The sequence below is a fragment of the Myxococcus sp. CA023 genome, from assembly GCF_010998615.1.
In the GTDB taxonomy this organism is placed as follows: domain Bacteria; phylum Myxococcota; class Myxococcia; order Myxococcales; family Myxococcaceae; genus Myxococcus.
Genome location: NZ_JAAEAH010000004.1, coordinates 108062 through 132751, shown reverse-complemented (window position 1 = coordinate 132751; position 24690 = coordinate 108062). Strand labels below are relative to the sequence as shown.

Sequence of the window (24690 nt, the reverse complement as noted above, 5' to 3'; positions counted from 1 at the left end):
TCGCGTGTTTGCTGCCTATCCCGGTCAGCCCGCTGGTCTTCTGCGAAACGAATTGCTGGAAAAGCTCCAGAAGACTCGTGCGGTCGTCAGCGTTCACGAGCATATCGGCGTCGAGCACCTCGTTCACGCGAGTGGACGCCGGGTGGAGTACCGACAGTCCCTCTCGCAATGGGCGGAGTTGTGTAGCACGATCCACTGGGGAGACCTCCTTCCTGGCGCGAAGCTGTTTGCCGCTGCTGTCTTCGCCATGCCCATCTATGAATCCTCTCGAGGGCGGAGGTTGGATGCTGAAGGGGGACGAGATGGCGACATTTATTGGACTCGCAACAGGTTCATCGTCGCTGCGTGCGGGGCGCATCAGACCAGGCCATTGCACGACATTGACGACGGGAAATCCCAAAGCTTGCCGCTGCCTGTACTTTTCGTGGATCCCAGTCAGTCCGCAAAAGATTTCGAGCGCGCATATGAGGACATGCTTCCATTCATTTGCGGCCTCAAGTGGCATCCCTATGCGCAGGGAGCCTCAATTGCGACATTCATCCAGCAGGGCTACCTAGACCTTGCCGCCTCTCGCGGGTTGCCCACGGTGGTTCACTGCGCGCGGCCGGGAATGCAGGACGACTTCGGCGAACTCTTCAATGCGCTCTTTGTAGCAACACGCAGGTCACGTGCGGTCGTTGACGTGGCGCATGCAGGCTTCCTGCACGACAACATCCATCGCATCCAGGAAAACGAGTACCTGTATCTGGACTGTGGGCCATGGAGCATGATCTGCGACCATGCGATGCCCGGCACCGGGCCGTCCGAGCGGGCAGTGCGGCTGGCACGCATCCTGGAAACGTTGCCGCAAGCCTTCTTGTTCGCAATGGACACGCCGTGGAACCTCATCACATGGATTGACGGCACGCTGCATGGTGCTGAGGTCGCACGGGACGTGGGCATCGTCCGTAGCGCGCTTGCGTCCTTGGAGCCCTCCCTGCACGAGCAATGGCTCCACAAGAATCCGCTTCAGTTCCTTCACGGGCGGCCCTGGAGGGCGCCCTGAGCCTTCCACAAACTCACCGTACTTCACGCGCAGCTTGCGAGAGCTCGCTGCTTGGAGAAGACATGTTCCGCCTGCCGGTTGACGAAACACTGGAGTTGGGGCTGCTCGAGCCGTACCACGCCCCAGCGCTTTTTAGTCTGATTGATGAGAGCCGCGACAAGCTGCGCCGCTGGCTCACGTGGGTAGACACCACTCTCACGGTGGAAGACTCCCGCAGGTTCATTCATCATACGCTGGAGCAGTTCTCGCGCTGCACCTCTCTCACCGTTGGTGTCGTATACGATGGGGCGCTCGCGGGAATTTGTGGCTTCCATGCCATTGAGAGGACCCATCGCTCCTCTTCCATTGGGTATTGGCTTGGAAGTCGGTATGAGGGGCAGGGATTGATGACACGTGCGGTGCGCGCACTCACCAAATATGCGTTCACCGATCTCGACCTCAATCGGTTGGAGATACGCGTTGCGGTGGAAAACACCCGGTCACGCGCCATCCCAGAGCGATTGGGCTTTCAGTTTGAGGGTGTTCGCCGTGATGGGGAGCGGTTGTATGACCGCTTCGTGGACTTGGCGGTATATAGCCTCCTTGCTCGTGACTGGAGGGGGTGAGCACCTTGGACGGTGTTTGGCGAAAGAGCGCTCACTAGGGTATCGAGTCGTACCCCTTCATCCGAGTGATGAGGTGGATGTCCCGGACGTCGTCATGCCTGAGCACCCAGGCCAGGTACCTCTCAATGCCGAGTCCGAAGCCGGCCGTCCGTAGTGGATACTCGCGCTTCATCCTTAGATACCAGTCGTAATCATTTGGGTCCACTTGGTGCGTTCTGAGCGCAGCCATTGTCTCGGCGTACCCAAGGTGCCGTTCGCCGCAACCCACCACCTCTCCCAATCCAAAGAGCAGATCTGCACAGAGCGCATACTCACCATCCGCCATGACCGCTTGGTAGAATGGCACAACCTGGCTGGGAAGGTGTGTGAGCCAAACAATTCCTCCAAATAATTCCATCAGGCGCTTTTCCCCTGCCGGGGAGATGGTGCAGAGCCCCGGCAGGGGCTTGCTGTAGTTACTCGGATCGTCTCCCAGGAGCTTTCGTGCTTCCTTGAAGGTGACACGCGGAATGTCGCCATTGAGCGCGACCATCCGCTCAAGGTGGGCTACCGAGCCCAACTGGGCTTCCAGCACCTTCCCGTGGGATTGAAGCAGACTTCGCGTGCACCAAGCCACATATCTTCCGACCAGTTCGATAACGTCTTCCAATCCACCCACCAACTCTGCCTCCGAGTGGAAGAACTGGTTGAGATGCCGGTGGTCCGGGTCTTCCCCCCGGAAGGTGGGCATGATGTAGAATACGCCGTGCTGGCCATGCCGGAGCATGTACTCGAGCTGGAACTGCATCGAATCAACCAAGTAAGTGTGCTTGCCAAAGAGCTCGATCTTGACCGGGAGGCTGTCGCTGCCAAGCCCCATTGGGCTGGAAATGGAATTGCTGGTGATAGGCAGGAGGGCCGGCACGAAATGCTGCTGCTGGTAGAAGCGATATGTCGCATAGCAGAAGTCACCCACCAGTTCGCAGATGAGCCGATACCAGGGGTTGGTCAATGCCTCCGAGAAATGGTTCGCTGGATCGGCCCAACTGCGCGGAGGTGAGAGGCGAGGCGCCCTTGAGCGTGGAGGATCCCGCTGGGCCTTGAGTGGTGAGTGTTCTTTCTCGTGCGCCATGGTTTCCGCGTCCCTTGGTATTGAACTTAAGTTTGTTGCCATCCCAGTCCTCATGATGCCAACCAGTGGCCGGTATCGACAGAAAAGCCCTGCTCATGTGCAATGTTTCGCCCGCTTCAATTTGCTCGCAGGCCTTAAGCTGTTTTGTATCGGAGTGCGAGGGCTGGAATGGAACAGGCCTCTTGATGAGGACGTGATCTCCGCATGGGGCAAGACTGATTTTCCTGTACTCCGATATCTTCTGATGGGTTGGCGGATGACCATGAATTCACAGCCGTAGACCAGGGCAATCGCGAGAACACGAAGGCCGTGCTTTGTGACGTCGGGACGGAGGTCAAACTTGAAACCATTGAGTAGGCTCGATGGGGGCACAGTCCCGGCGTGAAGAGTCTCTGCCTGGAGGGAGCCGAACGGCTCCACGACGACTCCGACGAATACATCACCCTCGCCGAGCACTGCCCCATCTACCTGGAGGCGCGCGGCATGCTCCTCGAAGAAGACGTCGGGAAGGGGGCACCCCGCTTCGCTCTCACCCACGAGTCCACAACTGGCACAAACCCAGAACGCACGATGACCGCATCCAAAAATGGTGTTCTCGACCTCCGCGGCGAACAAGCGTTCTCCGCAGGCATGCGGGAGACTGGCGACACGCTCGGGCCGCGGTGAACCGATGCCACTCATGTACGGATAGACATAGCCGGCGCGGATGCGGAGGATCTGCACCAAGACCTCACCATAGCGATGGTCAAGCTTTGCCATCTCGGAACGGAGTGCTGCCCGGCGCTGCTCGTCACCGGCATCGTTCAAGGAGAGGACATCTGCAAGTGCGAGCACCGATGCGTCGAGTTCACGGGCGAGAAGTGTGCCTGGCCCAGGAGTGACGATGCCATCGGCAACCGCACTGCGGACCACCGCGGCCTGCGCCGTACGACTGGCGCAGCGCTGCGCCAGCCAGGCGGCACTCTCATTGGCCTCATTGGGCGACTTACCAGACGTGCCCATCATGCGTCTCCTGGCGACATCACTGGAAGGCAGAGGTAACCGGCGTGTCCCTGGTGTGAGAACGCCACATAGACCACTTCGCGGGAGTCGCGATTCGTCCCCTTGCGCTCAACGGTGAAGGTCACCTCCCCGGTGCGACTCACCTTGGTATCCAATTCGGAAGCCTTGACCGCCTCGTCTCCGCACCGATAGCTGACTGCAATGCCTTGAACGCGGTGTTCCGTGGGGGGGGACAGCGTCACTCGCAAGTGGTGTGCCTCGACCGTCAGAGATGCGCCCACATCCTCACCGCCGGTCCCAATGGGATGGTCGGTGAGGACACCGTGGTTTGTACAGGTCATCAACCTACGGGAGTATCCCCAATGCAACAGCGCAGCGTACTCACCGATTATGGTGCGACCTCCACAGGCACTACAATTGGGGCCGGGGCGCTGCTGAAGAAGCTTGTAGTGGGAGAAGAGCGGCTGGGCCAAGTGCGCGTCGTAGACGGGGAGCGTTCCCGCGAGCGTTTGGGCAATTCGGGCATCCAGGGCCAGTCGTTGCCTGCTGGAGGGGAGGCCCAGGTTGCGGAGCGCGGTCGCAATCGTGCCGCGCAGTTCGTCCATGAGCACCCGGTGTTTTTCGGAAGGATCGGGCCCTACGTCGAGGGCAAGAAAGAAGTCGGCGATGCTCAAGTAGCTAGTGAGCGCGGGAATGACTTTGGGAGAAGTCGCCTCTAAACGTCCAGGTGAAGAACAGGGGATGGCCTCTGAGCGTGACTCCACGAGGGAGGCGGAATGAGCCTGGTTTGGAGCAAATGGCCTGAAGTCAGGATCGCCAAGACAAACGTACGCTTCGCATCCCGCGTGGAAGTGTTTGTTTAGGCTCAAGGTGAGCTCACCAAGACTCGCGCCAGCTCGGAGAAGCCGGGCAGCTTCAAGGCAGGCATCGGGCGTCAGCACGATGTAGCGACAGGCCGCCACCACGCCACGGACATGCTCCCCTCGAAAAAGGGCTTCAGAGAAGCTAAAGCGGGCATCAAAGACTCCGCCTTTCGGTACGATGCCGGAGCAACTCAACATGACCACAGCGGCGACTCGGAGCGCGCCAGGACCGACGAACTCGGCCCGGGCGTGGGTAGGCTCGCGTAAGCACGCCCCCCCTGTCTGGCAGGGCAAAAAAGTTTCGCCGGGCTGCCCTGGTTCCGGAGCCAGCCCGTCCGCCTGTACGCAAAGCACGCGTTTCCCCACCTTGAAATCCGCGCCGTTGCCGTGTGCCGACAAGACAAGGGCATTCGCACCTTCGGATATCGCATGGATGAAATCATCGGCGCGCGCACTTCCGAAATATGAGCCGGTATCGTGGGAGGTAGATGGAAAGTCGTTGAATGTAAGGACTCCATGAGGGTAGGGCGTCGCTCGAATCTCCAAGGCAATCAAGCGACAGGCCTTGAGCATCGCTTGAGTTGGGTCCTCAGGGACAGGCATGATGCCCGAAGCGACACCGTGCTCCCCAGCCCATTGAATGAACTCGTGGCACAGTCGAAGGTCGAATTCATTCTCTGGAATGAAGAAGAGAAGCGAAGGTGGGAAGTCTTCACATTCTAGCCAAATGTCCATGGCTTGCGTCGAATTGTCGAGTACTACAAGCTTGCGGCCGGATGCGGCTGCATAGGCCCGGGCCGCGATTTCACAAGGCCCCTTGAGCCCCAGGACAACTGCACCCGAGCGTGTTGGGCACTCCGGGCGGGCGAACATTTCAATAAGACTCGCGTCGACGCCGTAGTTGCGCAAGCGGGCTGAGAGAATGTGTCCGTCCACGTCGCTGGGGAGCTCTAGCGCGATTGCAATCTTGCCAGCGGCTAGTTTCAAACCATTCACGAGATTCAGCTCCTTGGATGCCCCAAAAGTGCACCCACAAGGAAGCGCCCTTCATGAAAATCCTGATATCTCGATGCCTTGCGTTGAGTTGAGTTGATTCCAGGCAACAAGGCATGCCTTCCAGGTATGTGGCGCAAACTTCGACCTGTCCTTTTTGCGCCCCAGGGTGTGTGTCTGCCTACACCTTGACAGGCTATCGAACCCCGGAAATGATTGTGGGGCAGTCATTCCATTGCTTCGACTTTCAAAGGGAGGCACGATGACGAGTCCAAAGAAGACGGTTGTGAGCGGCGAAGATCTCAAGACCCTGGCGCGAATCCTTGGAGTATCGGTGCCGAAGTCTGGGAAGATGAGCATCACAATGGAGGATTCCAGTGCGAAACAGTTCGCGTCACTGCAGCAAGGGCAAGCAGACGACGAGATTACCCTGCTAGCGCACCGATCTGTTCTGGCCTGTTGGTAGAGGGGGGGGCGGCGATTTAGGCTTAGACATCCAGTGGTGGCAGTTCCTGGCCTCCGCCGCGCAAGCGGTCGGAGGCTTTGTTCTTTGGTGGTGGCGAGGCCCCTTGAGCCCAGCGACAGGCTGGACTCGTAGGGTGTGGGGTGGATTGCCTGGGCAGTGCGGATCGGGGGGGCTCAGGCAGAGCCAGCTGCCTGCGCAGGTCGCACTGCGACGCGTGGAGCGGTTTGCTCGGGTTCTTCCATGGGGTCGATGCGCGAGGCGATCTCGTGCGCTTGCTCAAGCCCGGTCTTGACGAATCCGCTTACATCCTCGTAGGAGCGCAGGCGCCCGTCCTGAACGTGCGTATAGAGTTCATTGAAGAAGTGGAAATGATGCTCGGAAAGCTCTCGTCGCGCGTCCGGGCTGATGTTGCGATGATTTCGCGTGAGGTATTCGTATAGAACATAAAGGTGGTCCCGGAATTCAGACATTCCGACAAACAAAAGGCGCGTTGCTGGATGCTCGAAATACGTTTCGGGATCGATCTTGACATCGATGGCGAGGGCCTTCTGGTAGTCCTCATCTGGTAGGTTCCAAGTCGTGGCCCCGTCGGAGTCGACATCGGTGGCGGCGCAGCCGCAGCCTTCCTCCGTCCCAGGCAGCATTACAAGACGGCGAGTGAACACGAAGATGTCGTAGTAGTCGATGAGCTTGATGACATCGACATTGGCCTTGACCTCCTCGGGGGTGCTTTCGGGCACGAAGGTGATGAGACCTGGATTTATTTTGATGTTGTACTTATTGAGTTCCCCGACGATGCGCTGAAGGCCTTTGATCGTGAAGCCTTTTTTGAAGCGTTTCAATATGTGGTTCGACCCTGACTCGATCCCGACGAAGAGGTATCTGAGGCCCGACTCAGCCAAGAGGGGCAAATGCCCGTTTTTCACCAAGGAGAAGACGCTCAGGACGAGGCAGTTCGCGTACCAGGTAACGTTTACCTTTCGTTCGATGAGCAACTTGGCGAAGGCAACAGCACGGGCAATCCCGTCAAAGTTCGGGCCCATGAAGTCTTCGTCCACGAAGGTAATGTGCTTGATGCCGTATCGCATCTTGAGGTCTTCGATTTCCGAAACGATCATCTCTGGGGGTTTCCCTCGCCATTTCGGAATATTCGAAATCTTCTGGTACTCGGGAAGGTAACAGAAGGTGCAAACGCCAAAACCACAACCGCGACTTGAGTGGAGGCTGAAGGAGAACTCGTTGGCAAGCACTTCCTTCGCGAAGTCACGGGCGAGAGGTTGCACCGTGGCGATGTCTGGAATGCGCGGTGGATTGAGCTTGATCCTTCCTTCGGCCCCCTGGCTCATGAGCGCGCTGTTTGAGCGGTATGCTACGCCTGGCACCGTCGTTGGATCCTCCTTGGCGAGGATCTTCTTGCACGCGGCTGGCAGGGCGTCGTCGGACTCACCTACGACAACGTAATCAATCTCGGGGTTGCGTGAGAGTAGTTGCCCGTAGACAAGCGTCGCGTAATTTCCGCCCGTGATGATGGCCGATTTTGGGTTCCGAGCGCGGATGGCCCTCATGATATCGATCACTGGGAAGTAGCTTGAGTGGAAGATGCTGAAGCAGTAGATTTCCGCATCCCAGCGAAGGATCTCTTCGATCAGCGCATCCTTGTTCATGTTGCCAAGCAGGCCGTCAAGGACCGCGACCTCAAGGCCTTGTGCGCGCAGTGCCGCGGCTATCTGGATGCAATTCACTGGCTCTGCGCAGAATGTGTGATAGAAATGGCTTCGGAGATAGGTGGGTGCAAGGGTTTGTAGATATGTCGGACCTTTGTCTTCGTATGTGAATCCGCCGGTCTGCGAACCCTCGATCTGGTTGACCACCAGAACCTGGACCTTCTTTTCGGTCACGGGTCACCTCCTCATTGATGTTGCTTGTCAGGGCTTTGCGTGGACTGTGCAATTGATCGTACTTGCGCGATTCTTGAGCGTCAAGAATCGCCGGTTTCCTGTCAGGCATGGATTTGTGCGCCATGTCAGCAGCGGGCCGTCCATGGCCTGTGAAGCATTGACTACGGGTGAAGGGCGGCTGCCTCGACAAGGTAGTAGTTAAGGAAGCCAAACCGAAGACGTTCATGATCGGACACATTGGCCTCCACGCTCTGGAGGATTGGAATGTCATCCGGTCGGAGATCCAGCCGCGGAAAATTGCGGTAGCGCTCGCCGCCCTGGCAGATCAGCAGTTCGCGAAGTCGGGCATAGAAGGCGTCGAGCTCGGGGTCACCCTCAATATAATACTCAGCCCTGCTCAGGAAGAGGTGGCAGCCATCACTTCTCAGTAGCCTTCGCCCGCTTTTCACCGCCAAGCTCGGCACGGAGACGGGAAAGTGCTCTTCTTCGTAGAGTCGGCCCGCCCGGCGCGCCCATTCGATGAAAGATCTGAAGATGGGAGACTCTAGGTTGGGTAACCCGATCAGCACCCATTGCCTGGAGAACTGGCAGTGGATTTCGAACACCTCCTCTTGCGCCGCCCCGTCGAAGTGCTCGAGGACGCCAATGCTGAACACAAGGTCAGCAGGGTCGATTTGGTGCTTGAACTCCGGCGACAGGAAGTCAGCCAACAAGAAGGATGGTGTGTTCGACAAACATAAGCTTTCCGCTGCCTCGCGCGCGAGCATCAGTGCAGAAGGAGCGCAGTCCACTCCCACGCATTTCCATCCTCCGGCGGCGAGTTGGGTGAGCAGTGTGGCGGAACCACACCCCAGCTCCAACGCCGTTGGCATCCTGAGCGTCTCGCGCCCGGTGGCGACCAGCTCCGCGCTCACTCGCGCAAGCGACTGCCATTTTGTAGGTTGCCAGTCCCGGTAGTTTGCCCCCGGGCGCTCCTTGATGAAGCCACGGAAGCTTGCAAGTTCCTTGCTCCAATACGCCTCCTCCAGTGGTTGAAGGGGGGCATTCAAGACAGGCCCAGGATGCGTCTGGCTAGGAGCGGTTGAGTTCTCGTTCACTGCCATGGACACCTAACCTTCGTCATGCTCGGAAGTGTACAGCGCAGAACTCAAACCCCAGTCATCTCACTGGTGGTGAATATTGTCAAGGTATGGACTCATTTGGACTGCCTTCTCTTGCTGCTTCGTCAAGGCAGTTTGATCTACGGAGGCGTTTGGCGTAGTCATGGGGTTCGGCGCTGATTCGTGCGGTCATCGTTTAAGCGGCTAAGACACTGCCACGCCATGGTAGAGATCCTGGTTCGAGACCGGGTGACCGCTTGCTGAGGGATGTGGGCGTAGATCCAGCGCCAAGTCTATTGCCGGTGATTGCTGAGCGTCGTTCCTGAATGCGCTTGGGTGCCTCAGTGGCCACGAGCGGTACCCAGCTGAGGGCTACCGCTGAGGTTGGCTGAGTTGCAGGCGTGATAGGTAGTCGCGAAATCAGGCGGCGAGATTTGTGAGAGGCGTTGCCGCACTGAGTCGCTGAACTGTCCACGGCCGTTCGTCGGCAATGCGAGTGGCTGGGTTTCGCAGTTGCCGATTCAGGCCTGTCACCATTACACAGTCAGGTTGCAGTCAGGACTGTAGGGCGGCAGGGCACAATGCACGCTCCTGTCGCTCCAGCGCCCCAGGATTTCTGGTCGTGTCCCTGTGAATGTATAGATAGCGAGGAGGGACGAGCCGGAAAGGGAGGCTCCTTGGCGAAACCAACCAGGACGGTCCCTCTGCGGTGAGTAGTCCAAGGAACGTCAAGGTAGATGTGTGATGCCTGGAGGAACTCATGGACCCGTAGGGTGAAAGTCCTGAGGCGGCGACAGGTCAAGGCCGCATAGCTGGGGTGGCGCCGAGAGGGGAGACCCCTGCGGTGAAGCCACTGACAAAGCCCCGTTCAGCGGGGTGCGCGAGTGCGCGGGCCGTAACGACGAGTGAATGCCCAGTCGAGGCCCCGTCAATTGATACCTCCGGGGGCCGAGCCATCACATCTACGGCGAAGGCAGCAGGGCGTCCCCGCAGAACGACCAGGGGCCGCACCACCCGGCGGGGTAGAGGGCGACGGCACGCGCACAAGGACATGAGTGGAAACAGGGAAGGGCTCCTCGCCCCGCGGAGAAGACCTGCGGAAGCAAGGTAGTTGCGGCGAGCCGACGAGGCGAAGCCCGGCGAAGGAAGCGAGGGGGCTTCGGTTGGAAGCGGTGGAGTAGGGACGTCGTATACGGGCACCGGGGTCGCTTCGATGACTACCGGGTGAGGTACTACGCCGTCCTGAAAGCAGGCCTCCCACCGAGCGGAACCATAACCCTGGTGAGATGACGCCTTCGCGGTGAGCCGGATGCGGGAAACCCGCCTGTCCGGTTCGACGTGGCGGGGACCGGAGACGGAGTGATGGCCCGCTCTACACGGGTACGAAGCTGGAAACGGCGGAAACAGCCAAGAGCAGCCTGCACACCACCGCGCCGGCCCCCGACCCGACCGCCTCGGCTGACGTGCCGAGCTGACCACCCGAAGGGGGCGAGCGCAGGCGGTTGCGGTGCCGTACACAGACGCATTCAAGACGCAGATGGTGAAGCGAATGATGGGCCCGAGCGCGGTGAGTGCCGCGACACTGGCCCGTCAGGTAGGGGTGTCCCAGCCGACGTTGCCGCAGGGGGTGCGGGTGGCGAATAGGGTAGCGGCCATGACGCCCCCGTCCGAAGAGAAGAAGCCCGTTGCCTCCCCCGTGCCGAAGAAGTGGACGCCTGAGGAGAAGCTGCGCGTGCAGGCGGCGGCCCAGGAGCTCAAGGGCGAGGAGTTGGGGGCGCTGCTGCGTGGAGAAGGGCTGCATGAAGCGCAGCTGCGGGAGTGGCAGCAGACGGCCACAGGTGTGCTCTCAGGCACGGCGAGCGAGCCGCTGCCGGCCAAGGAGCGCAAGCGCCTGGCCGCCGCCGAGAAGCGGGTGAAGGAACTCGAGCGGGAGCTGCATCGCGAGGAGAAGGCGCTGGCGGAGACGGCGGCGCTGCTGGTGCTCGAAAAACTTCAGGCGATGGGATGGGACGAGAGGCACCTGGCAGACGAGAGGACGACGCAGCGGACGAGAAGAGCGAGAAATGACGCTCGCCCACGTCGACGAGGCCCTGGAGAAGGGCGTGCGCCTGGTGGCCATTTGCGAGCGGCTCGGGGGGGGGGCCCCACGCACTGTCCAGCGCTGGAGGAAATAGGCACTTTGGCCGCGAGGGCGCGCTACTGGCCCGACGGCACCAGGTGTACCAACGCTCTAAAGCCCGTCACCCCGAGCGATGGAGCCGCGACACGCGCGACTGGACGCCCGCAGGCCCCGTCCGCCTCGGCCCCTCTCTGAACCTCACCCGGGCAGTGCAGGAGTTGAAGCACATCGGTTGAACCCTTTCACGCGACATCTACCTTGGCGCTCACCGCGCCAGGAGGGGGCGAAGCATGACGGCATCGGCGCCGGACAAGTCCCAGGTGTCTATTGCTGCGCCGCGAGGATGCGCCATCCGCTTACGTCAATCGCATAGGTAGCGCCTCCCTCCAGGACGGGAGCCGTGCCGATGTCGCATACGTCCGGGTTCGGGATGATGCTGATCAGCATGACGCCTGGCGAGACGGGCGCTGTTGCGACCTCATAGGACTCGCGGCGGTTGAGGCACTCATGGAGCGGCGTGGCGCCGCTGGGCAGCTTTCGGTCCCATGGGAGGTAGTCGTCCATGGCGAGCTGGATGGCGCGCAGGGTGGTGCCGCTGATGACCTGCCGCCCCTCCGTTGGGAGCGCGAGCGGAATTTCGAACGCGGCAGCCTCTTCCGGCGGCGCATGCACTGGCCGCAGCGGTCGTTGGAACATGGCGCATGCTGGCAGCACGCAGAGAAGGGGGAGCAGAACGCGCTTCATGGGGCCTCCGTGCGGGCCACGATTCCGGTTGTGCATCGACACGCTCAGCCCTCAGTCATCCACCGCAGTGACGAGCCCGAGGTCCTTGTCCTCGTGCTTGATGATGCCCACCAGCTTCCAGTGCTTGCGTTGTCGGAGGTAGACCTCTCCGGGTTGCTCGCTGCCGAGATTCGGCACGAGCTTGGTGATGGTGCAGGCGCGGTCGAACTGGATTCGGATGGTCCAGATTTGCGTTTGGGCGAGCCGGTCCACGAGCGACAGTGACGAGGGGGCCCACGGGTGGCTGTGGAAGTCAGCGAGCACGACCGCCCGCCCTCTGGAGTCGGCGACGGCGCGAGGGGGGATGCACTTCTTCCGCTTCGAGGGGCCAACGGGGACGGGCTCTCCCAGGGGCGAGGGCATGCTGGCGTCGTAGATGCCGTCTCCCAGCGAGTAGATGGCGCCGCAGTACTCCTGCCCATAGTCGCGCTCCATCGCGCGCGGCAGCTCCATGTCAGCAGGGCAGCGCTGCCGGCATGAACTCCTCCTGTCCCGAAAGTCAGGAATTGTAGTTCGTGAAGGGGCTCGATGTGGCCCTCCCTGTGCCCGGTGCCGACGCCGTCGTTCACCTCCCAGCACTCGCTGGCCTTATCGAGGCGGCGGAGCCTCAGGGTGAACTCGGCTGGCAAGAGGCGCCAGTGGGCCTGGGAGGATGGCGCTGCGTCACTGCAGCCGCGGTTACCAGCAGGCTGTTCAGCGGTGAGTGTCTGGCTTTGGCCTTGCCGCTACGCCACGCCAGCGCCACGGCGCCATCAGCGGGAGCAGCACTGGCTCCACCTTCCGCCCGAGTCCCCAGTGGGGACGGGCGGTTAGGATATGACCCCGACAGGAATCGAACCTGTGGCCTGCGGTTTAGGAAACCGCCGCTCTATCCAACTGAGCTACGGGGTCGTGCTCTCAAGTCACTGCGCTTTCTGGAGGAGGCCCGCCAGAAAGGTCCAGCCATGCCCCCCCTAGCCGGGGCGCATGCGCAACGACGTGCGTTATAGCAGGCGGCCCGGCGCGCGCAACGCGCCAGCATCACCGTTTCCAGCCTGCCGCCCCCTAGGGGCCCTGCCGGGCACCCTCAGCGTGACGCGGGAACGTCCCGGAACCGGACCATGCGACCCCGCTCCCCGTCCCAGACGTTGAGCCGCAGACAGGCCAGCACGTCCCTGGGGTGCAGGGTGGTGGTGCGGGGATTCTGCAGCTCGGGGATGGCGGCCATGGCCTCTGGCAGCCGGTAGAAGGGGATGCGGGGGTTGAGGTGGTGGACGTGGTGGTAGCCGATATTGCCGGTGAACCACGCCATGACGGGGCCGCAGGCCAGGTAGCTCGAAGCCTCCAGGGCCGCGCTCGCGTGCGTCCAGTCCTGGTCCTCGCGCAGCGCGACGTCCGGGAAGTTGTGCTGGGAGAAGAAGAGGTACGCCCCCAGCGCGTAGCCGATGGACAGCGGCAGCACCATCGCCGTGAGGTACACGCCCAGGCCCCCGAAGAGGAACACCGCCACGCTGATGGCCACGTGGAGGAGCACGGCGAAGCCCGCGCTCCAGTAGCGCAGCGGGTGCTTCACGAACGGCACGATGCACAGCCCACCCAGGAACGCGAGCGGGTACGCGAAGATCATCACGAGCGGATGCCGCTCCACCACGTAGGCCAGCCGCTCCAGCGCCGTGGCCTCACGCCACTGCTGCGCCGTCCACGTGGTGAACGTCCCTGACGCGGAGGCAGCCAGCCGCGCCGTGTTCGCATGGTGGTGGTTGTGCGTCTCGCTCCAGACGCGCGGCGGCGTGAGCAGCAGCACCGCGTGGGTGTGGAACAGGGCCTTTCCGAGCCGCGAGCCCGACAGCAGTGAACCGTGCAGGTAGTCGTGGACCAGGATGAAGGAGCGGATCAGCGCCAGCGCTTGCACCACGCTGCCCACGACGCGCAGGGGCCACCAGGAGGGAAGGGCGGCGAGCGCGATGGCGCCCAGCAGGGCCACAAAGGTGGTGCCCACTTCCCACCAGCTCCGCCGCGTGTCCTGCGCGGCGAAGGGCCGCGTGCGGGCGATGAGGTTCCGCTCGGCGTCTCGGGAGAGTGAGGTGAAGGCGCTGCTGCGGGTCGCGGAGTCCATTCGGAGGTCCAGGGCTGGCACGACGGCGGCTGCCGTCGATTCGAGTCCCTGGAACCATGCCCACCCACTGTCATGCGACCGTCATGGGCGGTGCTATTGGCAGACACCACTCACGGATGCTGCGATGCGTTGGATGTCGCGCTGCCCCGTCTGGCCCATGGGGCCCGACGGGGCACGTCACGTTACGAGCGATGCTTGTTGGCCCGGAACTCGCTGGCCCACTGCTCGACGATGGATGCCACCTGCTCGCGCTCGGAGCGCTGCGCGGTCGGAATCACCGAAGCCTGGGCCAACTGCAGAACCGGCGCGCTGTCGCCACTGGGCGTCGGGACCACGGGGCTGGCGCCCTTCTTGCGGACCCAGACGCGAGGCCCCTCGCTGGGACGCACGGGCTCCGGGGTGACGGCGGTCTCCGGTGCCTCCGAAGACTCGCGGCGCTTCCGGCCCAGGATGACGTCCGGAATGCTGTTCGGCGCGGCGTCTTCCGTCCACGCGTGGTGCAGGCGGCCGGACGCCACCATGAGGCGCCGCTTCTGGTAGTGGGCCGCGCAGTAGCCCAGGCTGCGCACCGGCCGCTTGCAGCCGATGACGGCGCACGCCCGGGCTTCCGGGGCGGCTTCTTCCTCGGCGGTGTCGTCGGGCCCCGCATCCAGGGTCGCAAGCGACGACGCCAGGGCGTCCAGGGCCGCGTTCGGCAGCTCACGCCGCGGCTGGCGCCGGAGGCCGCTGGGGGACAGGCTCTCCGCGATGCGCAGAAGCGTGTCCGTCAGCGGAGACAGTTGCCCGGCGAGTTCCTCGGCCAGCACAGTGCGGAACGCGCGTTCCAGCGGCGGCAAGGATGCCGCGGGAACGCGAGTGATTCGCGTGGATTGATGAGAAGGGGCGGAACGAAGGCTACGGGGTCTTGGCATGTGGATGAGTGCCTGTGGTCGCTGCCGGTTGCTTCAGGGGACCGTGGAGCGGACGGCCGCTGCGTTAGCACACCTGTGGCCGACCGCCCAGGACAGCCTGTCAAAGGGCTCGTGAGTGGATGTTTCGCGGCGATAACCCAAGCGGTGCGTCCCCATGTCAACACGGCCCACGTCCATTCAATCCCGAGCCGCGCCCGCACCTTCAAGGTATGTCGGAATCCTACCTGCCGAGTGGTCGGCATGACTTCCAAGGAGCACGCCTCTTCCTTGGCTGAAACAGGCTACCGCGACAGGATGCGCGTGTCGTGCAACTTCACTGAGAGGATTTGCCCGTGCGAAACATCTCGACTGTCGCGGTGTCCGTGGTTGCGCACCTACTGCCCCTGACGTGACGTCTCAGCGCTCCACGCGGGATGCACCCGGCGTAGATGCGCTTTCCGACTGGCGGCATCGCGATTCGGCCGCGCGAGCGTTCGCGGCCTCGTAGCCGCGACCCACGGCTTCGAGCAGCGCCGCCGCGCGAGCGTAGTGTCCGGCGGCCTGTCCCTTGGGCAACAACCGTTCGTCCGCGTGCGCGGCGGCGAGCAGGAAGGGCAGGGCGCGGTCCTCCTGCCCCGCTTCCATCCAGTGGTGGGCCAGGATGATGGCGGGCGCGCCATCCCGTTCGAAGACGCGTGCAAGCCGGCCGTGCAGGAAGCGAGCGGCGGAGTCGGACACGCTGGCGTGGACCGCTTCCAGCACCAGGTCGTGGGTGAAGCGCTCCGCCACGAGGATCTGCGCGGACTCCAGCTCGGACAGCGCCGCGTGCAGCTCCGCCACGCTGACCTGGAGCGCCTCGGGCGCCAATGCGGCTCGGAAGTGGAGGTCCGCTCGCGCCGCCAACTGCGCCGTGAGCCGGGCCAGGGGTGTGAGGCGCTCCAGACGGCGTTGGATGAGCGGCCCCACTCGGCCCGGAGGTGGGAGCCGGCGCGGCCAGTCCCGGTGGAGAGCGTCCGTTTCGATGAGGTGCTTCAGCGTCTCCACGATGTACAGCGGGTTGCCCCCCGTGTAGCGCGTCAGCGCCTCGGCGTGAGGTTCCGCGCCCGGAAGCTCCAGGCCCGCGAGCAGTTGCCGGACCTCTTCGAGCGCGAGCGGCCCCACCTCGATGACGCGCGCGAGCCCCGTGTCCACGAGCTTGCGCACGTTGGCTTCGGAGTAGGGCGGGAGCTCTCCCTTGCGGTAGCAGTCGATGAAGGCGGGCGCGCGGGCCGGCGATTCGTACTTCCGCTCCAGCATCCGGGCCAGCGAGTACATGAACAGCTTCGCGCTGGCCTGGTCCCAGTATTGGACGTCGTCGACGACGATGACCTGGTCACCCTCGTGCAGCAGGGCCATCGCCTCCGCGTGGGCCTCGTAGAAGCGCAGCTCGTCGGCCTCGGAGGCGAGCGGTGGCAGGGCGGTCCCATTGCCCAGCTCTGGCACGATGCGCGACAGCTCCGTCCGGACCCAGTCCGGCATCACGATGCCGGGCCGCCGGGCCAGGTGGGCTCGGACCGCGCGCGTCTGGGAGGCATAGGGCACCTCCTGGTCACCCGGGCGTGCTTCGAGCCGGAACCACGTCCCCACGGACGCGGCGAACTCCTCGGCGAGCCGTGTCTTTCCGCTGCCCGCGTCTCCCGCCACGAAGAGCAACTGCCCCGCCTCCAGGCCTTCCTGGAGCTGGCGCAGGGCGTGCTGCCTGCCCGCGAGGACGGGCGGGCGCATCACGCTCATGGGCAGCGGTGCTCGGGTGGGCTGGGGGGAGGCGGTCCACGCCGCATCCTTTTCGATGTTGCGCACCAGGGTGAGCGTCTCCGGCATGGGAGAGACGCCCAGGTCGTGTGACAGCGTGCTGCGCAGCCGCTCGAAGGCCGCGAGCGCCGCGCCCCGGTCACCCCGGAGGTAGTGCAGGCGGATGAGGTGGCGGCCGGCCTGTTCGGACTCCGGCTCCTGCTGCACCCAGGCCTGGGCCAGGGCCAGCGCGGTGGGCCAGTCCCGCGCGTCCATGCGGCGTTGGACTTCGGCCTCCCGGGCGTTGCGCACCCATCCCTCCACGGCGGCACGGGCTCCATCCAGCCACCGCGACAGCTCGTCGCAGTCGTCGAAGCTCACCCCCGTCAGCAGGCCGACGCCGGTGCCCTGTAGCAGCGCTTGGAGGACATCGGGGGACAGGGGCTTGCCCGCGGCGCACTTCAGCCTCGCGATGTCCAGCGTGACGTCTGGTGACAGGCCCAGTCGTTGGGAGTCCCCGTCCACCAGGTCCGTGCCGCCGCAGCTCAGCCGGAGCCGGCGCAGCAGTTGGCGCATGTTGTTGCGCACGGCGGCGGGCGGTGAGTCCGGCCACAGCAGGTGGGACACGGCGGCCTTCGACGCGGGGCCCTCCATGCCCAGGTAGGCCAGGAGGGTGGCGGCTCGGCGGTCCATCCTCACGCGCTGCCCGTCGGGACCTTCCAGGTGGGCATGGCCCAGGACCCGAGCGCTCCAGCCCGGCATCTTCACCTGCGCCACTCCGTCATGCGACTCCGCTTCCGGCCAGTTCGACCCCATATCGAACATACGGAACGGTGCCGGAAACGGGCCTTCGGATAAATGGTTTTATTTGAATTAACAGCGAGGGCCCAAGCCGTCTCGGGGCTTGGAACGCGGGAGTCTGGCCGGTACAACGCGCCCCTGGGCCCGCGGGCATGTCGTCCTGGCCCCGGCTGTCATGATCGCGAACCTCCACAACGCCGACATCCCCCAGCCCGTGCTGGACGTCATCGCGCGGCTGCGCGAACTGGGCCACGCCGTCTACCTGGTCGGTGGCTGCGTCCGGGACATGGTGCGCCTGGTCCACCCCAAGGACTTCGACGTGGCCACCAGCGCGCTGCCGCAGGAAGTCCAGGGCGCCTTCCGCAAGGTCATCCCCACGGGCATCCAGCACGGCACCGTCACCGTCCTTCAGAATGGCACGCACGTGGAGGTGACGACGTTCCGCTCGGAGGGGGATTACCTCGACGGCCGCCGGCCCAGCTCGGTGGCCTTCGAGCGCGACATCGTCAAGGACCTGTCCCGGCGCGACTTCACCATCAACGCGATGGCCTACAACCCGCTGGACCGCGAGCTGGTGGACCCGTTCGGCGGACAGTCGGACCTCCGGGCGCAGCTCATCCGCTGCGTGGGCTCCGCGCAGGAGCGCTTCTCCGAGGACGGCCTGCGCCCCTTGCGCGCCGTGCGCTTCGCCGCGGTGCTCGGCTTCGCGCTCGATGCCGCCACCCGCGACGCCATCCCCGCCACGCTCGGCGTCTTTCGCAAGGTCGCGCTGGAGCGGGTGCGTGAGGAACTGGTGAAGCTGCTCCTGTCACTCCGGGCGGAGAGCGGCCTGCTGTTGCTCGCGGACACCGGGCTTCTGGACGTGTTCCTTCCGGAGCTGGCGCGCGCGGAAGCCTCGGCCGCCGCGTCCGTCCGGGCCGCGGTGCAGGCCTCGCCGCTGGAGGTGGAGGTCCGCGTCGCGGTGCTGCTGGCCGACCTGGTGGACCGAGCCCAGGCGCGCGACATCGGCCTGCGGCTGAAGTTCCCCAACAAGGTGGCGGACCTGGTGGCGCTGCTCGTCGAACACGCGAAGGCGGAGACTCGGGTGGGGGAGCCGGACGCCGCGCTTCGCCGGCTCCTGGCTCGCCTGGGCCCGCCGCAGCTTCCGCTGTGGGCCGCGGTCGTTCGCGCCCGCGTCGGAGTCCGCCAGCCGGACGCGCTCCCTGCGGTGGAGGCGCTCATCGCCCGCGTGGAGGCGCTCGCCGCAGCGAAGCCGCCGTTGACGGCGAAGGACCTGGCGCTGACGGGAGGCGACATCATGGCCACTCTGGGCGTGGGGCCTTCTCCCATCGTGGGCGAGGCCACCCGGTTCCTCGTCGAGTCCGTCCTGGATGAGCCGGGCCTGAACACGGCCGACGCCCTGCGGCAGCGGTTGCAGGCGTGGCAGGCACAGGCTGCTCGCTGAGCCGGCGGGCTGCACGCAGTGACGGGGGGCGGGAAAGGGCGCCCTCCGCGTCCTCCCCGCGTGCGCCCGGACGCGCGGGCGTGTAGGAAGGAGCACCATGCGAGTCGTCGTTGCGATGAGCGGCGGGGTGGATTCCTCGGCCGCGGCTGCCCTGCTCAAGGAGCAGGGCCACGAGGTCATCGGTATCACCCTGCGCGTCTGGTCCTACGAGGGCAAGGCGACGTGTGGGAGCTGCTGCAGCCCGGATGACATCGATGACGCGCGGGCCGTGGCCCAGTCGCTGGGGATTCCCTTCTACGTGGCCAACGCGGAGGAGATCTTCCAGGACCGTGTCATCAACCCCTTCGTCCAGTCATACCTGGGCGGGCGCACGCCCATCCCCTGCGTCGCCTGCAACCGGGACGTGAAGTTCAACTTCCTCCTCAAGCGCGCCCGCGCGCTCGGCGCCCGGCTGGCCACGGGCCACTACGCCCGCGTGGAGGAGGTGGACGGCCGCTTCGTCCTGCGTCGCGCCGTCGATGCCGCCAAGGACCAGAGCTACTTTCTCTTCACGCTCGGTCAGGACGAGCTGCGCGACATCCTCTTCCCCGTGGGCGGCATGACGAAGGCGGAGGTCCGCGCCGTCGCGGAGCGGCACGGCCTGGTCACCAGTCAGAAGCCGGAGAGCATGGAGATCTGCTTCGTGCCGGACGGCGACTACGCGGGCTTCGTGGAGAAGGTCGCTGGGCCGCAGCCGGCCGGGGACATCGTGGACACCGAGGGCAACGTGCTCGGCACCCACCAGGGCATCCACCGCTACACCGTGGGCCAGCGCAAGGGGCTCAACCTGGGGGGCGGCGAGATTCGTTACGTCCACCGGCTGGAGCCGGAGACGCAGCGTGTGGTGGTGGGCCCCGCCGAGGGCACCGGCCGCGACAACTTCGGTCTGCTCCAACCCCACTGGGTGGACGGGCCGCCTCCGGCCAGTCAGCCGGTGGAGGTCCGCATCCGGCACCGCCACTCGGGCGCGCAGGGGCGGGTGCATGTCTCTCCGCACGGGCTCGTCTCCGTGAAGTTGGACGCTCCCGCGCGCGCCGTCACCCCCGGGCAGGCTGCGGTGGTCTACGATCAGGACCGCGTGCTCGGCGGCGGTTGGATTGTCTGACCCCGTGTTGCCTCGGAGGGTGCGGCACATGGCGCAGCGCCTCATGGGATGTCTGATCGCGGTCGTCACCGTCTTCGCGGCCGCTGGTTGCAAGGAGCGCTCGGACAAACCCGTCGCGGGGCTGCTCGCCGCTGGTGCGCCGGTGCTGCGCGCGGAAGGCAAGCAGTGGCGGCCCATCGCCGTCGGCTCGCAGTTGCTGGGGCATGACGAGCTGAAGGCCACCGGCCCCGCGGTGCTGGAGTTCTTCGGCGGCGGCCTTCGCTTCCTGGAGAAGGGCGACACGCTGGAGGTGGGCGAAGCGGACGAGGCGAAGCTCCATGGCGTCAACCTGCCGTCCCGCCACATTGTCGAGGGCAAGCTCCAGGAGGCGCCGCGCCCGCTGCGCATCATCGCCGCGCGCTACACCCAGGTACAGGTGACGCCCGCGAGCGCCCAGCAGGAAGACCCGTACAGCTCCAACGGCTACTTCGCCGCCTTCTTCACGCCCAACGGGCTGTCGCCCAACAAGGCCACTGACGAACCGTCGCGTGAAGGCCCTCGCAAGCCGTTGCCGCCTCCGCCACACCGCCCCCGGGTGCCCCACATCCACGCAGGCAACCTGGGCGAGGGCGGTCTGGTGGCCACCGTGGAGGATGGCTACATCGTGGCGGAGACGGACGACCTGGCCACCGCCGTGCTGCTGGAAGGGGGCGATGTGCCCCTGGGCCGCACGGTGCGACTGATGGTGCCCGACGGCGCGGAGGTGGTCCTGCGCACGCAGCAGGGACGCAAGATTGAAGTCGACGGGCCCGCGGACGTCCGGTTGCGGTGAGGGGACGGCGAGGGCGGTTTGTCCTTTGGGGGCCCGCTTCGGTAGAGTCCGCGGTCGCCCAGCGGGAGGTGTGCATGACGCGCAGTGAGCTCATCGAGCGCATCGTGGGGCGTGCCCCGCATGTTCCACGTCGTGAGGTGGAAGCCATCGTCCACGCCGTCTTCGAGGAAATGTCCCAGGCCCTGATCGCCGGACGGCGAATCGAGCTGCGGGGCTTCGGCGTCTTCGCCGTTCGCACGCGCCGGGCTCGCACGGGCCGCAACCCCAAGACAGGCCAGCGCGTGTCGGTGCCCGCGCGGCGCACGTTGTCCTTCGCCGCCGGAAAGGACCTGCGCGAGCGGCTCAATGCCCCACCCGCCGTGGCGGCTTCCCCCGTTCCGGACACCCCACCCGGCGAGGCGCTGTCGCCGCTGCCGCTCGCCGCGGGGGCCTCGTTCTCCGTGCCCGTCACGGGTTGACGGTGAGGCTGGGAGTCGTTCCGCGAATTTGACCGGCCCAGGGGTGGGGCGTACTTTGCCCTCCATGCCGTCGCTACAGGCCGCAACACGGATTTCGTGTGGCCGTTGCGACCGCGCCCGAGGACTTTCAAGCCATGCGTGATGCTCACCGGATGAAGGAGAAGTTCGACGTCTCTCTGGACAACCGGCAGATCGTCAGCCTGCTCATCGCCGGCATTGTCGTGATGGGCGCTGTCTTCGTGCTGGGGGTCGTCGTCGGCAAGAAGCTCGCGGGCAACGCGGATGCCGTGGCCGCGCCGGACCTGCTCTCCGCGTTGGATGCCAACGCGCAGGCGCTCCAGAATGTGCAGCAGGAGCAGCCGCTCACCTTCCCGGACGAGCTGACCCGCAAGGCCGCTGCCGAGCCGGTGGCCCCGCCGCAGCCCAAGCCCGTTGTCGCCAAGGCGCCGCCGCCGACGGAGAAGCCCGCCGCCGCGAAGCCTCCCGAGTCGAAGCCGGCCGCCGCGCAGCGCACCGCGCTGGCGCCTACGCCGGACCCGGACACGGGGGAGCTGCCGCCGGAGGAGCCCAAGGCCGAGCCGGAGCGCGTCGTGGTCGCCGAGGCCCCCACCGCTCCGACTCCCGCGAAGGCCGTGCCGGTGTCGGGCAAGGTGGAGGCGTCCGCCGTCCCCACGCGCACCACCACCACGGAGGGTGGCGGCCTGAAGGAGGCCATTGCCCGCGCCACCCAGCAGCCGGCGCAGCCCGCATCGCCGCCCGCTCAGGCCGTGAAGGGTGGGGCCTTCACGCTCCAGCTCTCGGCGTTCCAGGACAAGCAGGAAGCCGACCGCTTCGCCGCTCGGTTGCGTGATCGGGGCTATGCCCCCTATATCCTGACGGCCGAAGTGGCCGGTAAGGGCACGTGGTACCGCGTCCGCATGGGAAGCTTCGCCTCCCGGGATGCGGCCACCCGGTATCTTTCAGACTTCAAGCGTGAGACTTCGCTCGACGCATTCGTGGCCGGCACGAACTAGAGCGGGACGAGGAAGACGGGAAGCGCCATGACGACGACGAAGCGGGTGGAGAAGCCCTGGGGATACGAACTCATCTGGGCTCACACCGAACGCTACGTGGGCAAGCTGCTGCACGTGAAGCAGGGCCACAAGCTCAGCCTGCAGTTCCACAACCGCAAGGATGAGACCATCCACGTGCAGAGCGGCAAGCTGCTCTTCGTCGTCGATGAGGGCCAGGGGCTCATCGAGAAGGAGATGAACCCCGGTGAGAGCTACCACATCAAGCCGCTCACCAAGCACCGCATGGTGGCGCTGACCGACTGTGACATCCTCGAGGTCAGCACCCCGGAGCTGGACGACGTAGTCCGGCTCGAGGACGCCTACGGGCGCACCGGCACCAGCAACCCGTAGCCTCTGTCCACCGCGGCGGCCCGCCTATTCGCGGGCCGCGTTGTTCGGGTTGCGGGTCCACTTGTCCACCGTCCCGTCCCCGTCCAGGTCCTCGCCGATGCGATCCACCTGGCCGCCTTCCCAGTACTCCCAGTAGTCGATGCGGCCCGTCGCTCGCGTGTCGCGCTCCTTGCGCACCAGCTTGCCGCCTTCGTAGTAGGTGAAGCTGTCCGGGCGGCCGTCACCGTTGGTGTCGCGCTCGCGGCGCGTGTTGACGCCCTTCTCGTGGAAGTAGGTGGCGTCCACGCGCCCGTCGAAGTCCAGGTCCAGCGACTCACGCGCCTTGTCGCCGTTGGCGTCGAAGTAGCGCGTCAGGTCCACGCGGCCGTCCCAGTTCAGGTCCAGCTCCTGGCGCACCTTCCGCCCGTCCACCGTGTAGGTCCACACGTCTGGGCGGCCGTCGCCGTTGGCGTCCTGCTGCGTGACTTCCTCGTTGGCCCCGCCTTCCGGGCGGATGGCCTCCCCGGCCTGTCGGCCCCTCGCAGCGCCCGCGCCGTCCTGCTCCGCCGACTTGCTACTGGCGCAACCCGCCAGGGCACCCGAGGCCATGAGACCCAGGAAAATCAACCGCTTGTAGCGTGGCATCAAGAACTCCCAGTGTCTGGGGGGCGCCTGGCGACGTCATTCGCACGAGATGCTTTCGCGCGACACGTCATTTCATATATTTTCACATATCGCCATGGCCCGAAAGAAAGTCAGCACCACCATCTACATCACCCCGGAGCAGAACGAGCTCCTCAAGGCGCTGAACCAGAAGACGAAGGTGCCCGTGGCCGAGTACATCCGCCAAGGCATCGACCTGGTCCTGGAGAAGTACAAGGCGCAGTTGCCGGGGCAGTCGACGTTCGACGAGCTGTGAGAGAGAGGCGTGACGTGAAGAGCATGCGTGGCAAGCGGGTAGCGGTCCTGGGCGGCGCCGGCTTCGTCGGGTCGCACCTGTGTGAGCGTCTTCTGGATGACGGCGCGGCGGTGGTCATCGCCGTGGACAACCTCATCACTGGCAACGAAGAGAACCTGCGCACGCTGAACGGGCGGCCGGGCTTCTCCTTCGTCAAGGCGGACATCACCGAGCGCATCCCGGTGGAAGGGCCGCTGGACTACGTCTTCAACATGGCCTCGCCGGCCTCGCCCATCGACTATGCGCAGCTCCCGCTGGAAACGCTGCGTGTGGGCTCCATTGGCACGGAGAACGGGCTGAAGCTGGCGGAGGCGAACAAGGCGGTGTTCCTGATGGCCTCCACGTCGGAGGTGTACGGGGATCCGCTGGTGCATCCGCAGCGCGAGGACTACTGGGGCAACGTGAATCCCATTGGCCCCCGGTCCGTGTACGACGAGGCCAAGCGCTATTCGGAGGCCATCACCGCGGCCTACGGGCGCACCAAGGGCGTGCAGGTCCGCATCGTCCGCATCTTCAACACCTACGGTCCGCGCATGCGCCTCAATGACGGCCGCGTGGTGCCGGCCTTCGTGGGCCAGGCCCTCAAGGGCGAGGACTTCACCGTCTTCGGGGACGGCAGCCAGACGCGCTCGTTCTGTTACGTGAAGGACCTGGTGGACGGGCTGGTCCGGCTGATGCTGTCGGATGAGCCGAACCCGGTGAACATCGGCAACCCCCGGGAGATGACCATCCGTCAGTTCGCGGAGGCCGTGCGCGCGGCGGCGGGCGGGGGCGGGACCATCATCGAGAAGCCGCTGCCCAAGGATGATCCGAAGCAGCGTCAGCCGGACATCACCCGGGCTCGGACGCTGCTGGGCTGGGAGCCGAAGGTGCCGCTGGAAGAGGGTCTTCGGGAGACCATTGCGTGGTTCCGAGAGGTTGCCGGCACGAAGCCCCCGGCATAGTTTGCCGG

The 24690-nt window shown here is 64.8% G+C and carries 22 protein-coding genes and 1 tRNA gene; 11 read left to right on the top strand and 12 right to left on the bottom strand.

Going from position 1 to position 24690, the window contains the following annotated elements; all coding sequences use genetic code 11:
• Window positions 1-4: 4 nt before the first annotated feature.
• Together F8M74_RS02415 and F8M74_RS02410 are read left to right on the top strand one after the other, a co-directional pair.
• The gene (locus F8M74_RS02415; RefSeq protein ID WP_141253445.1) at window positions 5-1045 is read left to right on the top strand and encodes a hypothetical protein; all 1041 of its coding nucleotides are present in this window, start codon (window positions 5-7) and stop codon (window positions 1043-1045) included.
• Window positions 1046-1107: 62 nt separating this feature from the next.
• Window positions 1108-1650: a GNAT family N-acetyltransferase gene (locus F8M74_RS02410; protein ID WP_141253446.1), complete on the top strand. Its 543-nt coding sequence runs from the start codon at window positions 1108-1110 to the stop codon at window positions 1648-1650.
• A 34-nt stretch (window positions 1651-1684) separates the two neighbouring features.
• On the opposite strand, the gene F8M74_RS02405 is transcribed toward F8M74_RS02410, so the two are convergent.
• The 5 genes from F8M74_RS02405 to F8M74_RS02385 form a co-directional block, all read right to left on the bottom strand.
• A complete protein-coding gene (locus F8M74_RS02405) occupies window positions 1685-2641 on the bottom strand; it encodes an asparagine synthetase A (RefSeq protein WP_203330805.1) in 957 nt (318 codons plus the stop codon).
• A gap of 213 nt (window positions 2642-2854) precedes the next feature.
• On the bottom strand, window positions 2855-3766 hold the full coding sequence (locus tag F8M74_RS02400) for a hypothetical protein (RefSeq protein WP_141253448.1): 912 nt from the start codon (window positions 3764-3766) through the stop codon (window positions 2855-2857).
• On the bottom strand, window positions 3763-5622 hold the full coding sequence (locus F8M74_RS02395) for a hypothetical protein (RefSeq protein ID WP_141253449.1): 1860 nt from the start codon (window positions 5620-5622) through the stop codon (window positions 3763-3765). The genes F8M74_RS02400 and F8M74_RS02395 overlap by 4 nt, the downstream gene beginning before the upstream one ends.
• 636 nt (window positions 5623-6258) lie before the next feature.
• A complete protein-coding gene (locus F8M74_RS02390) occupies window positions 6259-7983 on the bottom strand; it encodes a radical SAM protein (protein ID WP_141253450.1) in 1725 nt (574 codons plus the stop codon).
• Between the two features lie 161 nt (window positions 7984-8144).
• On the bottom strand, window positions 8145-9086 hold the full coding sequence (locus F8M74_RS02385) for a class I SAM-dependent methyltransferase (RefSeq protein WP_141253451.1): 942 nt from the start codon (window positions 9084-9086) through the stop codon (window positions 8145-8147).
• Between the two features lie 1651 nt (window positions 9087-10737).
• Between F8M74_RS02385 and F8M74_RS02380 the strand changes: the two genes are divergently transcribed.
• Window positions 10738-11397, top strand: a complete 660-nt coding sequence (locus tag F8M74_RS02380; RefSeq protein WP_162294965.1) for a transposase — start codon at window positions 10738-10740, stop codon at window positions 11395-11397.
• Window positions 11398-11526: 129 nt separating this feature from the next.
• Here the strand turns inward: F8M74_RS02380 and F8M74_RS02375 are convergent, their stop codons facing one another.
• From F8M74_RS02375 to F8M74_RS02350, 6 genes are all read right to left on the bottom strand, one after another.
• The gene (locus F8M74_RS02375; RefSeq protein WP_141253453.1) at window positions 11527-11946 is read right to left on the bottom strand and encodes a hypothetical protein; all 420 of its coding nucleotides are present in this window, start codon (window positions 11944-11946) and stop codon (window positions 11527-11529) included.
• A 51-nt stretch (window positions 11947-11997) separates the two neighbouring features.
• Window positions 11998-12420, bottom strand: a complete 423-nt coding sequence (locus tag F8M74_RS02370) for a hypothetical protein (RefSeq protein WP_141341451.1) — start codon at window positions 12418-12420, stop codon at window positions 11998-12000.
• Between the two features lie 382 nt (window positions 12421-12802).
• Window positions 12803-12876 (bottom strand) — tRNA-Arg (locus tag F8M74_RS02365).
• A 175-nt stretch (window positions 12877-13051) separates the two neighbouring features.
• Window positions 13052-14080, bottom strand: coding sequence for a fatty acid desaturase (locus tag F8M74_RS02360; protein ID WP_141253455.1), 1029 nt, complete (start codon window positions 14078-14080; stop codon window positions 13052-13054).
• 182 nt (window positions 14081-14262) lie between these two features.
• Window positions 14263-14916 (bottom strand): cell wall protein, encoded by a 654-nt coding sequence (locus tag F8M74_RS02355; protein WP_141253456.1) that lies wholly within the window; start codon window positions 14914-14916, stop codon window positions 14263-14265.
• Between the two features lie 471 nt (window positions 14917-15387).
• Window positions 15388-17565: an AAA family ATPase gene (locus tag F8M74_RS02350; protein ID WP_141253457.1), complete on the bottom strand. Its 2178-nt coding sequence runs from the start codon at window positions 17563-17565 to the stop codon at window positions 15388-15390.
• 151 nt (window positions 17566-17716) lie between these two features.
• Between F8M74_RS02350 and F8M74_RS02345 the strand changes: the two genes are divergently transcribed.
• The 6 genes from F8M74_RS02345 (at window position 17717) to F8M74_RS02320 (ending at window position 22801) form a co-directional block, all read left to right on the top strand.
• Window positions 17717-18985: a CCA tRNA nucleotidyltransferase gene (locus tag F8M74_RS02345; RefSeq protein ID WP_141253458.1), complete on the top strand. Its 1269-nt coding sequence runs from the start codon at window positions 17717-17719 to the stop codon at window positions 18983-18985.
• Window positions 18986-19082: 97 nt separating this feature from the next.
• Window positions 19083-20129 (top strand): tRNA 2-thiouridine(34) synthase MnmA, encoded by a 1047-nt coding sequence (gene mnmA / locus F8M74_RS02340; RefSeq protein WP_141253459.1) that lies wholly within the window; start codon window positions 19083-19085, stop codon window positions 20127-20129.
• A gap of 28 nt (window positions 20130-20157) precedes the next feature.
• The gene (locus F8M74_RS02335; RefSeq protein ID WP_171410070.1) at window positions 20158-20940 is read left to right on the top strand and encodes a hypothetical protein; all 783 of its coding nucleotides are present in this window, start codon (window positions 20158-20160) and stop codon (window positions 20938-20940) included.
• Window positions 20937-21398, top strand: a complete 462-nt coding sequence (locus F8M74_RS02330) for an HU family DNA-binding protein (RefSeq protein WP_228565815.1) — start codon at window positions 20937-20939, stop codon at window positions 21396-21398. The genes F8M74_RS02335 and F8M74_RS02330 overlap by 4 nt, the downstream gene beginning before the upstream one ends.
• Before the next feature lie 134 nt (window positions 21399-21532).
• A complete protein-coding gene (locus F8M74_RS02325) occupies window positions 21533-22411 on the top strand; it encodes an SPOR domain-containing protein (RefSeq protein ID WP_171410071.1) in 879 nt (292 codons plus the stop codon).
• Window positions 22412-22438: 27 nt separating this feature from the next.
• Entirely contained in the window at window positions 22439-22801 is a 363-nt protein-coding gene (locus tag F8M74_RS02320; RefSeq protein WP_011553533.1) for a cupin domain-containing protein, read from the top strand.
• 24 nt (window positions 22802-22825) lie between these two features.
• On the opposite strand, the gene F8M74_RS02315 is transcribed toward F8M74_RS02320, so the two are convergent.
• Complete coding sequence (locus tag F8M74_RS02315; protein WP_141253462.1) at window positions 22826-23425, bottom strand: hypothetical protein; 600 nt, start codon at window positions 23423-23425, stop codon at window positions 22826-22828.
• Window positions 23426-23519: 94 nt separating this feature from the next.
• Here F8M74_RS02315 and F8M74_RS02310 point away from each other — a divergent pair, with 94 nt between their 5' ends.
• Both F8M74_RS02310 and F8M74_RS02305 read left to right on the top strand, forming a co-directional pair.
• The gene (locus F8M74_RS02310) at window positions 23520-23699 is read left to right on the top strand and encodes a ribbon-helix-helix domain-containing protein (RefSeq protein WP_002640579.1); all 180 of its coding nucleotides are present in this window, start codon (window positions 23520-23522) and stop codon (window positions 23697-23699) included.
• A 23-nt stretch (window positions 23700-23722) separates the two neighbouring features.
• Window positions 23723-24682, top strand: coding sequence for a UDP-glucuronic acid decarboxylase family protein (locus F8M74_RS02305; protein WP_141253475.1), 960 nt, complete (start codon window positions 23723-23725; stop codon window positions 24680-24682).
• Window positions 24683-24690: the final 8 nt, after the last annotated feature.